Here is a 12642-nt window from a genome sequence, read left to right on the forward strand (position 1 = left end):
GTGAAATCCGTCACTTCGCGGGACAACCCGCTCTACAAGCGCCTGAAGGCGCTTGCCGGCTCGACCGCGCAGCAGCGCCGTAGCGGTCACGCGCTGCTCGAAGGTCTGCATCTCGCCGCAGCTTATCTCGACGCCGCCGGTCAGCCGGATACGTGCGTCGTCACCGAGGGCGCGCTGACGCACGCGGAAGCACGCGAAATCGTCGCGCGTATCGAAGAAAAACGCGTGGTCGTGCTGCCGGATGCGCTTTTCGGACAGTTATCGAGCGTCGTGCACGGCGTGGGCATGCTGCTGCTCGTCGAGAAGATCGAAGCGGCGATGCCCGAACGCGTCGGCGAGACGTGCGTGGTTCTCGACGGCATTCAGGACGCGGGCAATGTCGGCTCGATTCTGCGCAGCGCGGCGGCGGCGGGCATCGGACGCGTGTTCTGCGCGCCGGGCACGGCGTACGCGTGGTCGTCGAAAGTGCTGCGCTCGGGCATGGGCGGGCATTTTCTGCTCGATATCTTTGAAGACGTCGAGCCGTCCACACTCATCGCGCGGCTTGACGTGCCGGTCGCGATCACGGATTCGCACGGCGCCGTCGCTCTCTACGATTGCGATCTGTCGGCGCCGCTCGCGTGGGTTTTCGGCAACGAGGGCGCGGGCGTGTCGCAGGTCTGGCGCGATGCGGTCACGCATCGCGTGACCATTCCGCAAGCCGGCGGCATGGAATCGCTCAACGTCGCGGCTGCGGCGGCCATCTGTCTTTTCGAGCAATGCCGCCAGCAGCGTTGAATCAGTAGTAGGACGGCCGTTCCGGCTTGACTTCCTGAAGAATCGTCGTCGCGATTTCCTCGATCGATTTGTGCGTCGAGGACAGCCACTTGATGCCTTCGCGCTTCATCATGCTTTCGGCTTCGTTGATCTCGTAGCGGCAATTTTCGAGCGCCGCGTACTTGCTGCCGGGCCGGCGCTCGTTGCGAATCTCCGCGAGGCGCTGCGGATCGATAGAAAGGCCGAACATCTTGTCGCGATGATCCAGGAGCGGCGTCGGCAGCTTGCCGCGCTCGAAGTCTTCCGGAATCAGCGGATAGTTCGCCGCTTTCACGCCGTATTGCATCGCCAGATAGAGGCTCGTGGGCGTCTTTCCGCTACGCGACACGCCGACCAGAATCACGTCTGCCTCGGTCAGGTTGCGGTTGGACTGGCCGTCGTCGTGAGCGAGCGAGAAGTTGATCGCCTCGATCCGGTTCTTGTACTCCTCGGTGTCCGCGTTCTGATGGACGCGGCCCATCGCGTGCGTCGACTTGATCTCGAATTCGTGTTCGAGCGGCTCGATGAACGTCTGGAACATGTCCAGCACGAGCGCGTTGCAGCGTTTGACGATTTCGTTCGATGCGCTGTCCACGAGCGTCGTGAACACGATCGGGCGGCGTCCGTCGAGCGATACCGCCTCGTTGATCTTCTCGACGGTGGCATGCGCCTTATCGATCGAATCGACGAACGGCACGCGCACGAGCCGGAATTTCTGGTCGAACTGGGCGAGGATCGAATGCGCGAACGTTTCGGCGGTGATCCCGGTACCGTCGGAAACAATGAATACGGAAGGCGGCATCGGCGGTGAACCAGTGGAACGAGTTGGAAAGAGCGCGCTCAAACGGTAGCGCCCGCAGTCAGGCAGTAACGCTTTAGCCTGTGTTACATTGAGCAGCCCAATGCGTGTGCGCGGGCGAACCAAGAGGCGTGAAAGACCTCGATTTTGCCGTGGATTTACTGTCCGTGCCCGGACAAATTCGAGAATCGGCACGGTAGAATAGCGGCAACCTGTTCGATAAGCAATTGCGTCGAAATTGAGCCTGTTCTTCCTCAATTGACTGGTAGTTCGTGCGTTTTCGCCGCATAAACGCATCGTTATCGGCGAATCGGAGTGCGGTTCCTTCACTGCCGCGAAGGCTTATCAAACAGGTTGTACGAGATGCGCCGGTGCTTCCAATGAGCGCCGCCGCATGCGAGCCCACTCGTGCGATCGTGAATTCCATCCACCTTAGGGGCTTGTATGACCAACGCAGTCAATGTCGCGAACGATGTCGCAAAGGATCAGGCGTATGTAGTTCCATTCGAGCAGTTGCGAATGACCGACGTGGAAATCGTCGGTGGCAAGAACGCGTCGCTCGGCGAAATGATCAGCCAGCTTTCCGAAGCCGGCGTCAGCGTGCCGACGGGCTTCGCCACGACCGCGCTCGCATTCCGCGACTTCCTCCATCACAACGAACTGACGGACCGCATCGCCAAACGTCTCGAAACGCTCGACGTCGACGACGTGAAGGCGCTTGCCGAGGCGGGCAAGGAAATCCGTCAGTGGATCGTCGACGCGCCGCTGCAGCCGCGTCTTGAAGACGAAATCCGCCGCCAATTCGAAGTCCTGCAAAAAGGCTCGCCCGAAGAGCTTTCGTTCGCCGTGCGCTCGTCCGCGACGGCCGAAGACCTGCCCGACGCATCGTTCGCGGGGCAGCAGGAAAGCTATCTGAACGTGGTCGGCATCGAAGACGTGCTCGATCGCATGAAGCACGTGTTCGCGTCGCTCTATAACGACCGCGCCATCTCCTATCGCGTCCACAAGGGCTTCACGCATGCCGAAGTCGCGCTGTCGGCTGGCGTGCAGCGCATGGTGCGCTCGGACGTCGGCGCCGCGGGCGTGATGTTCACCATCGACACCGAATCCGGCTTCAAGGACACGGTCTTCATCACGTCGAGCTATGGCCTCGGCGAAACGGTGGTGCAGGGCGCGGTGAATCCGGACGAATTCCACGTCTTCAAGACCACGCTCGCACAGGGCAAGTATCCGATCATCCGCCGGTCCATCGGCTCGAAGCTCATCAAGATGGAATTCACGCAGCCGGGCGAGCCGGGCCGCGTGAACACCGTGGACGTGTCGCACGAGCAGCGCAACCGTTTCTCGATCACGGACGAAGACGTGATCGAACTCGCGAAATTCGCGGTCATCATTGAGCAGCACTATCAGCGTCCGATGGATATCGAGTGGGGCAAGGACGGCCGCGACGGCAAGCTGTTCATCCTCCAGGCGCGTCCCGAAACGGTGAAGAGCCAGGCCGCGGGCAAGGCCGAAATGCGCTTCAAGTTGAAGGGTCAGTCGAACGTGATCGCCACCGGCCGCGCGATCGGCCAGAAGATCGGCGCGGGCCCCGTGCGCGTGATCTACGATCCGTCGGAAATGGAGCGCGTGCAGCCGGGCGACGTGCTCGTCGCCGACATGACCGACCCGAACTGGGAGCCGGTGATGAAGCGCGCATCGGCCATCGTGACGAATCGCGGCGGGCGCACCTGCCACGCGGCGATCATCGCGCGTGAGCTGGGCGTGCCGGCGGTGGTCGGCTGCGGCGACGCGACCGACGTGCTGAAGGACGGCGCGCTCGTCACCGTGTCCTGCGCGGAAGGCGACGAAGGCAAGATCTACGACGGCCTGCTCGAAACCGAAGTGACCGAAGTGCAGCGCGGCGAGCTGCCGCAGATTCCGGTCAAGATCATGATGAACGTCGGCAATCCGCAGTTGGCGTTCGACTTCGCGCAACTGCCGAACGCAGGCGTCGGCCTCGCGCGGCTCGAGTTCATCATCAACAACAACATCGGCGTTCACCCGAAGGCCATTCTCGAGTACCCGAACGTCGACGCGGACCTGAAGAAGGCGGTCGAAAGCGTCGCGCGTGGTCATGCGTCGCCGCGCGCGTTCTACGTCGACAAGCTGACGGAAGGCATCGCCACGATCGCGGCGGCGTTCTATCCGAAGCCCGTCATCGTGCGTCTGTCGGACTTCAAGTCGAACGAGTACAAGAAGCTGATCGGCGGTTCGCGCTACGAGCCGGATGAAGAAAACCCGATGCTCGGTTTCCGCGGCGCATCGCGTTATATCGCGGAAGACTTCGCCGAGGCGTTCCACATGGAATGCATCGCGCTCAAGAAGGTGCGCGAGGAAATGGGTCTCGACAACGTCGAAATCATGGTGCCGTTCGTGCGTACGCTGAAGCAGGCGGAACGCGTGGTCGGGCTGCTGGAGAAGTTCGGCCTGAAGCGCGGCGTCAACGGCCTCAAGCTCGTGATGATGTGCGAAGTGCCGAGCAACGCGATTCTTGCCGAACAGTTCCTGGAATACTTCGACGGTTTCTCGATCGGCTCGAACGACCTGACGCAGTTGACGCTCGGCCTCGACCGCGACTCCGGCATGGAGCTGCTCGCGGCGGACTTCGACGAGCGCGACGAAGCGGTCCAGTTCATGCTGAAGCGCGCCATCGAAACGTGCCTGCGACTGAACAAGTACGTGGGCATTTGCGGTCAGGGGCCGTCGGATCATCCGGATCTGGCCGAGTGGCTGGCGAAGCAGGGCATCGGCTCGATGTCGCTGAATCCGGACACGATCATCGAAACGTGGCAGAAGCTCGCGACCACATTGTCAAAATAAGTCGGTCACGCCTTTCCGGATGCTTTCGGGAAGGCGCTGCGTGCTATAAAAAACACCCCGGACGTTCCGGGGTGTTTTCGTTTGGAGACTGGCATGGCGACCCATGGACTCATCTGGTGGATGGCAGCCGGCGCGCTCATCGTCACCGAGCTTTTCACCGGCACGTTCTATCTGTTGATGATCGCGCTCGGCATGATCGCGGGCGGCATCGCGTTCGCGGTCGGGCTTGCGCTGCATCTGCAGTTGGGCGTCGCGGCGCTCGTCGCGCTGGTCGCGGTCGCGGCGTTGCGGCGTTCGCGCTTCGGAAGCTGGAAGCGGCGCGACGCCTCGCGCGATGCCGCCGTGAATCTGGACATCGGCGCGACGCTGGAAGTCGCGGAATGGCGCGACGGCCGCGCCCGCGCGATGTATCGCGGCGCGCAGTGGGACGTCGAGCTTGCACCGGGGGAATCGGAGGGCGCACGCTGGTATCGCATTACCGCGCTCGATGGAAACCGGCTGGTGGTCGCCGCCAAACGCTGAAGCACGCACACGCTGAACAAGTACTGAAGGAGTCACACAATGATTTTCGCTGCCGTCCTGCTCGTTATCGCAATCGTGATCGTGGTCAACACGGTCAAGATCGTTCCGCAACAGCACGCGTGGGTGCTGGAACGCCTCGGCCGCTATCACGCAACGCTCACGCCGGGCCTGAACATCGTGTTGCCGTTCGTCGACCGCATCGCTTACAAGCATGTGCTCAAGGAAATTCCGCTCGACGTGCCGAGCCAGGTCTGCATCACGCGGGACAACACGCAGCTTCAGGTGGACGGCGTGCTGTATTTCCAGGTCACCGACCCGATGAAGGCGTCGTACGGTTCGAGCAACTTCGTGCTCGCCATCACGCAACTTTCGCAGACGACGCTGCGTTCCGTCATCGGCAAGCTGGAACTCGACAAGACCTTCGAGGAACGGGAATTCATCAATCACAGCATCGTGAATTCGCTCGACGAGGCCGCGTCGAACTGGGGCGTCAAGGTGCTGCGCTATGAAATCAAAGACTTGACGCCGCCGAAAGAGATTCTCCACGCGATGCAGGCGCAGATCACCGCCGAGCGCGAAAAGCGCGCGCTGATTGCGGCGTCGGAAGGGCGCAAGCAGGAGCAGATCAACCTCGCGTCGGGCGCGCGCGAAGCGGCCATCCAGAAGTCCGAGGGCGAGCGCCAGGCGGCGATCAATCAGGCGCAGGGTGAGGCGTCGGCGATTCTCGCGGTGGCCGAGGCCAACGCGCAGGCCATCGAGAAAGTCGGCGCGGCCATTCAGTCGGCGGGCGGCATGGACGCCGTGAACCTCAAGGTCGCTGAACAATATGTCGGCGCATTCGCGAACATCGCGAAGACCGGCAACACGCTGATCGTGCCGGGCAACATGTCGGACATGAGTTCGATGATCGCTTCTGCGCTCGCCATCGTGAAGGGCGAGGGCGGCGGCGTCATCAGAAAGAGTTGATGCAACAAGGGGCGCCTGCGAGCGCCCCTTGTTGTCTGCCACCTCGAACGATCAGCGCGCGGCGGTGCGCATCAGACGGGCCCGCTCGCGTTCCCAGTCGCGCTTCTTCTCGGTCTCGCGCTTGTCGTGCAGCTTCTTGCCCTTTGCCAGGCCGATTTCGCACTTCACGCGGCCTTCCTTGTAATGGAAGTTGAGCGGCACGAGCGTATGGCCGCGCTGCTCCACCTTGCCGATCAGTTTGTCGATCTGCTCGCGATGCAGCAACAGCTTGCGCGTACGCACCGGGTCCAGATTGGCGAACTTCGACGCTTCGGGCAGCGGGCTGATATGCGTGCCGATCAGGAACAGTTCGCCGTTCTTGATGACGACATAGCCTTCCTTGATCTGCCCGCGGCCCGCGCGCAGCGCCTTGACTTCCCAGCCTTCGAGCACGAGACCGGCCTCGTAGCGTTCTTCGATGAAGTAATCGAAGAAGGCTTTTCTGTTGTCAATGATGCTCATGAATGGAAAGTGCCCAACTCGTTTAAAATCACGATTTTAGCAGCGCGCCGCTTGTCAGACGATGGGCAAACGAAGCTCATCATCCGGGCCGCACGCGCTGCCACCCGATCCCGTCACCCGCTGCGCCCTTTATGGCCGACGTCCAGAAAACCGTATTGATCCGCCATTCAGCGGAAGAAATGTTCGACCTCGTCACCGATGTCGCCGACTACCCCAATTTCCTGCCGTGGTGCGGCGGCGTCGAACTCGGCCGCCAGGACGAGAACGGCATGGAAGCGAAGATCGACATCAATTTCAAGGGCATCAAGCAGCATTTCGCGACGCGCAATGTCCAGAAGCGCCCGACGAACATCGATATGGAGTTCCTGAGCGGTCCGTTCAAGAAGTTCACGGGCTACTGGCGCTTCACGCCGCTGCGCGCGGACGCGTGCAAGATCGAGTTCGCGCTGCACTACGAGTTCTCGAACCTGATTCTCGAGAAGATCATCGGGCCGGTGTTCAGTCACATCGCGAACACCTTCGTCGATTCCTTCGTGAAGCGCGCGGATCAGCGATACGGCAAGAAATGAATCTGCATATCGATGTCTGCTACGGTCTCCCGGACGGCAAGAGCTTTCTCGCGCGCGTCGATCTGCGCGACGGCGCGACCGTGCGCGAAGCGATCGAGGCGAGCGGCGTTCTAGTGGCGCATCCGGAGATCGATCTGGCGACGCGGAAGGTCGGCGTGTTCGGCAAGCTGCAACCGCTCGATGCGGCGCTCGCCGATCTGGACCGCGTCGAGATTTATCGGCCGCTGAAGGTCGATCCGAAGACGGCGCGCCAGCGCCGGGTCGACAAGGCGCGCAAAGCAGGTTCCATCGAGGGACGCAAGTGGCAGTCGAAGGATTCGCGCTGACCGGCCGGGCGCATCAATGCGCGGGCGCTTCCTTCGATGCCGCGGCCGGCTCGACCGTATGCTGCCGCACCGACCAGCTCACGCCCGCGAGCAGCAGCACGATAGCCAGCATCTCCGGCACGCGCGGCCAGCGGCCGTCGTAGACGAACGCGTAGAGCAGGGCGAAGAGCGTTTCAAACGCGATCATCTGCCCGGAGAGCGTCAGCGGCAGGCGTTTCGCCGCCGCGTTCCACAGCATGTTGCCGAGCCACGAACCGCCCGTCGCCAGCGCAAAGCACACGATCCAGAACAAATGCCAGCGCGTGTCCGGCACGGCCGACTGCACGGTTCCCGCAGGCAGCATCCACACGATCGCCCCGAGCGCCGCGCCGAGTACGCCGGTCACGATGCCCCAGAGCACGGACCATTCGTTGCCGTCGAAGTGACGGTTGGCCTGGAGATAGCGGGCGTTGACGACCGCATACCACGTCCACGTCGCGAGCGCGCCCACCGCGCACGCAAGCCCGGCGACGCGCGTGAGCACACTGCCGGCGGCCGCGTCGCCATGATGCGCGAGGACGTCGCTGAAAACGTCCAGATTGATGCATGCGATGCCCGCGAGCACCAGCAAGAGCGGCGCGGCGAGGCGCTTCAGTTCGACTGCGCCGTGATCGCGCCGGCCCGCAAGCGTCACCGTCACGGGCAGGATGCCGACGATCAGCGAGGACGGCGCCACGCCGACGAGTTGCACCGCGCTTGCCAGCAGCATGTAGTAGAGCAGGTTGCCGACGAGCGCGAGCTTCACGAGCGCGATCACGTCGGCGCGCGTGAGCTTCGCGGCGAGCCGTCGCGCAAACGGCAGCGCGACGGCCAGCGAAACGGCACCATACATTACATAGCGCCCGATGCTGAGCATGAGCGGCGAAAAATCCGGCAGGAGGCGCGGCGCGAGAAAAATGAAGCCCCAGATCGCTCCCGCCAGCATTCCGTACATCACACCGCGCTGCATTGCCCGACTCCCGACTTACATTCGATTGACGCGAGAGCGTAGCGCGGCGCGCCGCCCGCGTCTTGTTCAAACCTGCACCGCGAAGCGCGCCGCCGAGAGTCCGGATTTTGCGGCAAGCCGCCGTAACCTGCTGTTCGGGCAGTGAAAATGCGGGGAACTATCGGTATAATCTGCTTTTGCGCCCATAGGATTTGCCATGCGTCTGATCCAGAAAGCACTCACGTTCGATGACGTGCTCCTCGTGCCCGCGTTCTCCAGCGTTCTTCCGCGCGACACCAGCCTGAAATCCCAGCTGACTCGCAACATTTCCCTGAACATGCCCCTCGTGTCCGCCGCCATGGACACGGTCACCGAAGGCCGGCTCGCCATCGCGATGGCGCAGATGGGCGGCATCGGCATCGTCCACAAGAATCTCACCGCGAAGGAACAGGCGCGCGAAGTCGCGAAGGTCAAGCGGTTCGAGTCCGGCGTCGTGCGCGACCCGATCACCGTGCCGCCGCAAATGCGCGTGCGCGACGTGATCGCGCTCACGCAGCAGCACGGCATTTCCGGTTTCCCGGTGGTGGAAGGCGCGCAACTGATCGGCATCGTCACCAACCGCGACCTGCGTTTCGAAGAGCGGCTGGACGAGCCGGTGCGCAACATCATGACGCCTCGCGAGCGCCTCGTGACGGTCAAGGAAGGCACATCGCTCGCCGAAGCCAAGGCGCTGATGCACAGCCATCGCCTGGAACGCGTGCTGGTGGTCAACGACGCCTTCGAATTGCGCGGGCTGATGACGGTGAAGGACATCACGAAGCAGACCGAGAACCCCGACGCCTGCAAGGACGAGGACGGCAAACTGCGCGTGGGCGCGGCGGTCGGCGTGGGCCCGGACAACGAAGAGCGTGTCGATCTGCTGGCGCAGGCGGGTGTCGACGTGATCGTCGTGGATACCGCGCACGGTCATAGCCAGGGCGTGCTGGAGCGCGTGCGCTGGGTCAAGCAGAATTACCCGCGCGTGCAGGTGATCGGCGGAAACATCGCGACGGCGGCGGCGGCCAAGGCGCTCGTCGAGTACGGCGCGGACGCGGTGAAGGTCGGCATCGGCCCGGGCTCCATCTGCACGACGCGTATCGTCGCGGGCGTGGGCGTGCCGCAGATCACGGCCATCGCGAACGTGTCCGAGGCGCTGCGCGGCAGCGGCGTGCCGGTGATCGCGGACGGCGGCGTGCGCTTCTCCGGCGATGTCTCGAAGGCGCTCGCGGCAGGCGCGAACGTCGTCATGATGGGCAGCATGCTCGCGGGCACCGAAGAATCGCCGGGCGACGTGTTCCTGTTCCAGGGCCGCCAGTACAAGGCGTATCGCGGCATGGGTTCGGTCGGCGCGATGAAGGACGGCGCGGCGGACCGCTACTTCCAGGACAACTCGGCGAACATCGACAAACTCGTGCCGGAAGGCATCGAAGGCCGCGTGGCCTACAAGGGCTCGGTCAACGCCATCCTGTTCCAGGTCGTCGGCGGCGTGCGCGCGAGCATGGGCTATTGCGGCTGCCGCACGATCGCGGAACTGCACGACAAGGCGGAATTCGTGCAGATCACGGCGGCCGGCATGCGCGAATCGCACGTGCATGACGTGCAGATCACGAAGGAAGCGCCGAACTACCACGTCGACTGACCGCTTGCCTGCGCCGTTTTTCGACATTTCCGCCGATAACCTCGTGGACCGATCATGAAACCGTTGCTGCGCGTCGTGCTGATCGTCAATGCCCTCATTTTTCTGGTGTTCGGCGTGCTGTTTCTGCTGACACCGTGGGGCGGCCTGTACGACGCGTTGCAGCTGGACGCGATGCGAGTCGAACCGGCGTTCGCCGGGCAGGTGCTCGGCATCGCACTCTTGGGCTTCGCGTGGCTGTCGCTGCACGCGGCCATCGACGGTGCGCTGACCGCGGCGGCGGCGAGGGCATCGGGCCATGTCGAGTGGCTGTCGGGCATCGTCGTGCTGGTCTGGCTGCTCGGGCTGCGCACGCCGGAGGTCGACGGCCTCGGGCAGGTCGGCGCGGCGCTCGTCGGCATCGTGCTGCTGGTGTTGGGGCTCGGAAGCGTGAGGCTCGCGGGCGCGGTGCGGCGGCGGGAACGCGCGGCGCTGGCGGGCGCGGCGTCGGCGGAGCGCGCGGAGAAGAAGGCGGCGCAGAAGCGTGATGAAACGCGGCCGCCCGCGACTACCGCCGTGCCGCCGTCGGATATGGCGGCTCGTCCAGCGGCGCGCGCGCCGGAAGCGACGGCCATCGATCCCGTCACGGGCCGCGCGGTCGACCCGGCGGGGCGTCCGACTGATACCGCGTCATCGCCAGCCCGTACGCGCACCGAAGCCGGCGTCGTCGATCCGGTCACGGGCCGCACGCTCGATCCGCAGACGGGCCGCGAAATTGATCCGGCCACGGGCAGACGCATCGACCCGGTGATCGGCGGTGACATCGATCCGGCGACGGGCCGGCGCGTCGATCCGCTGACGGGGCGCGTCGTCCCGGACCCGGCGAGCGGGGCGCCACGCTGAAGCGCCGCCCACATGCGCGAGGTCAGCGCGGCGGCGTGCGCAAGCAGCAAACACAAGGACGGTCGGCCTTCGCGCCGGCCGTCAATTTATTGGCGGACGAACCCGGCAGCACCGGGACCGGCCGCCCACACCATTCGTTCACTTAGCCTTTGGCCGCAGCCATGCACGACAAAATCCTGATTCTCGATTTCGGCTCCCAAGTCACCCAGCTGATCGCCCGTCGCATCCGCGAGTCGCACGTCTACTCGGAAATCCATCCGTACGACGTCGACGAGACGTTCATCCGCGAGTTCGCGCCGAAGGGCATCATCCTGTCGGGCGGCCCGAATTCGGTCACCGAGGCGAAGTCGCCGCGCGCGCCGCAGATCGTGTTCGATCTCGGCGTGCCGGTGCTCGGCATCTGCTACGGCATGCAGACCATGGCCGACCAGCTCGGCGGCAAGGTCGAGCTCGGCAAGGTGCGCGAGTTCGGCTACGCGGAAGTGCAGGCGTTGAATCACACCGGCTTTCTGGAAGGCATCGAAGACTTCAGGAACGCTGCGGGTGAGTCGATGCTGAAGGTCTGGATGAGTCACGGCGACAAGGTGGCCGACCTGCCGGCCGGCTTCAAGCTGATGGCCTCGACGCCCGCGTGCCCGATCGCCGCGATGGCCGACGACGACCGCCGCTTCTACGGCGTGCAGTGGCACCCGGAAGTCACGCACACGGAGCAGGGCCGCGCGATGCTCGACCGCTTCGTGCTGGAACTGTGCGGCGCGAAGGCCGACTGGGAGATGGGCCACTACATCGATGAAGCCGTCGCGAAGATTCGCGCGCAAGTCGGCGATGAGCACGTCATTCTCGGCTTGTCCGGCGGCGTGGATTCGTCGGTGGCGGCGGCGCTTTTGCATCGCGCGATCGGCAATCAGCTGACGTGCGTGTTCGTCGATCACGGCCTCTTGCGCGAGAACGAAGCCGAGCAGGTCATGTCGACCTTCGCGGATCATCTGGGCGTGAAGGTCATCCATGTCGATGCAAGCGAAGCGTTTCTTGAGAAGCTCGCCGGCGTGACCGATCCGGAGGCGAAGCGCAAGATCATCGGCGCGGAGTTCATCGAAGTGTTCGACGCCGAATCGCACAAGCTCACCGACGCGAAATGGCTGGCGCAGGGCACCATTTATCCGGACGTGATCGAATCGGCGGGCAAGGGCAAGAAGGGCGCGCATACGATCAAGAGCCATCACAACGTCGGCGGGCTGCCCGAGACGCTGAAGCTGAAGCTGCTCGAACCGCTGCGCGAGCTGTTCAAGGACGAGGTACGCGAACTCGGCGTGAAGCTCGGCCTGCCGCCCGCGATGGTGTATCGCCATCCGTTCCCCGGCCCGGGCCTCGGCGTGCGTATTCTCGGCGAGGTGAAGCGCGAGTTCGCGGATCTGCTGCGCCGCGCGGACGCCATTTTCATCGAGACGCTGCGCAATACCATCGACACGGAAACGGGCAAGTCGTGGTACGACCTGACGAGTCAGGCGTTCGCAGTGTTCCTGCCGGTGAAGAGCGTCGGCGTGATGGGCGATGGCCGGACGTACGATTACGTCGTCGCGCTGCGCGCCGTGCAGACGATGGACTTCATGACCGCGCACTGGGCGCATCTGCCGCATGAACTGCTCGGGCACGTGAGCAACCGCATCATCAACGAAGTGCGCGGGATCAATCGGGTGGTGTATGACATTTCGGGGAAGCCGCCTGCGACGATTGAGTGGGAGTGAGGGCGGTCGCGCAGCACTGAACGGGAGCCGGGC

Annotated in this window: 12 protein-coding genes; 9 read left to right on the forward strand and 3 right to left on the reverse strand. The window is 63.9% G+C overall.

Annotation, left to right across the window (positions count from 1 at the left end; genetic code table 11):
- A complete protein-coding gene (locus GV035_RS15930) occupies positions 1-777 on the forward strand; it encodes a TrmH family RNA methyltransferase (protein WP_159835998.1) in 777 nt (258 codons plus the stop codon).
- 1 nt (position 778) lies between these two features.
- Here GV035_RS15930 and ppsR read toward each other — a convergent pair whose 3' ends face one another.
- Entirely contained in the window at positions 779-1597 is an 819-nt protein-coding gene (ppsR, locus tag GV035_RS15935; RefSeq protein WP_159835999.1) for a posphoenolpyruvate synthetase regulatory kinase/phosphorylase PpsR, read from the reverse strand.
- Positions 1598-2038: 441 nt separating this feature from the next.
- Between ppsR and ppsA the strand changes: the two genes are divergently transcribed.
- From ppsA to GV035_RS15950, 3 genes are all read left to right on the forward strand, one after another.
- Complete coding sequence (gene ppsA / locus GV035_RS15940; protein WP_159836000.1) at positions 2039-4456, forward strand: phosphoenolpyruvate synthase; 2418 nt, start codon at positions 2039-2041, stop codon at positions 4454-4456.
- A gap of 93 nt (positions 4457-4549) precedes the next feature.
- Positions 4550-4978, forward strand: coding sequence for an NfeD family protein (locus GV035_RS15945; RefSeq protein ID WP_159836001.1), 429 nt, complete (start codon positions 4550-4552; stop codon positions 4976-4978).
- A 39-nt stretch (positions 4979-5017) separates the two neighbouring features.
- The gene (locus tag GV035_RS15950; RefSeq protein WP_159836002.1) at positions 5018-5944 is read left to right on the forward strand and encodes an SPFH domain-containing protein; all 927 of its coding nucleotides are present in this window, start codon (positions 5018-5020) and stop codon (positions 5942-5944) included.
- Positions 5945-5995: 51 nt separating this feature from the next.
- Here GV035_RS15950 and smpB read toward each other — a convergent pair whose 3' ends face one another.
- On the reverse strand, positions 5996-6445 hold the full coding sequence (gene smpB, locus GV035_RS15955) for an SsrA-binding protein SmpB (protein ID WP_035969475.1): 450 nt from the start codon (positions 6443-6445) through the stop codon (positions 5996-5998).
- Between the two features lie 131 nt (positions 6446-6576).
- On the opposite strand from smpB, the gene GV035_RS15960 reads away from it, so the two are divergent.
- Entirely contained in the window at positions 6577-7014 is a 438-nt protein-coding gene (locus tag GV035_RS15960) for a type II toxin-antitoxin system RatA family toxin (RefSeq protein WP_159836003.1), read from the forward strand.
- Positions 7011-7340, forward strand: coding sequence for an RnfH family protein (locus GV035_RS15965; RefSeq protein WP_159836004.1), 330 nt, complete (start codon positions 7011-7013; stop codon positions 7338-7340). Before GV035_RS15960 ends, GV035_RS15965 begins: the two co-directional genes overlap by 4 nt.
- A 13-nt stretch (positions 7341-7353) precedes the next feature.
- Here the strand turns inward: GV035_RS15965 and GV035_RS15970 are convergent, their stop codons facing one another.
- A complete protein-coding gene (locus tag GV035_RS15970; protein WP_159836005.1) occupies positions 7354-8328 on the reverse strand; it encodes a DMT family transporter in 975 nt (324 codons plus the stop codon).
- A 196-nt stretch (positions 8329-8524) separates the two neighbouring features.
- On the opposite strand from GV035_RS15970, the gene guaB reads away from it, so the two are divergent.
- The 3 genes from guaB (at position 8525) to guaA (ending at position 12609) form a co-directional block, all read left to right on the forward strand.
- Entirely contained in the window at positions 8525-9985 is a 1461-nt protein-coding gene (gene guaB, locus GV035_RS15975) for an IMP dehydrogenase (RefSeq protein WP_159836006.1), read from the forward strand.
- A 54-nt stretch (positions 9986-10039) separates the two neighbouring features.
- A complete protein-coding gene (locus GV035_RS15980; RefSeq protein ID WP_159836007.1) occupies positions 10040-10864 on the forward strand; it encodes a hypothetical protein in 825 nt (274 codons plus the stop codon).
- 161 nt (positions 10865-11025) lie between these two features.
- Positions 11026-12609, forward strand: a complete 1584-nt coding sequence (gene guaA / locus GV035_RS15985) for a glutamine-hydrolyzing GMP synthase (protein WP_159836008.1) — start codon at positions 11026-11028, stop codon at positions 12607-12609.
- Positions 12610-12642 lie beyond the last annotated feature (33 nt).

It is taken from the genome of Burkholderia sp. 8Y (assembly GCF_902506145.1).
Lineage (GTDB): Bacteria > Pseudomonadota > Gammaproteobacteria > Burkholderiales > Burkholderiaceae > Caballeronia.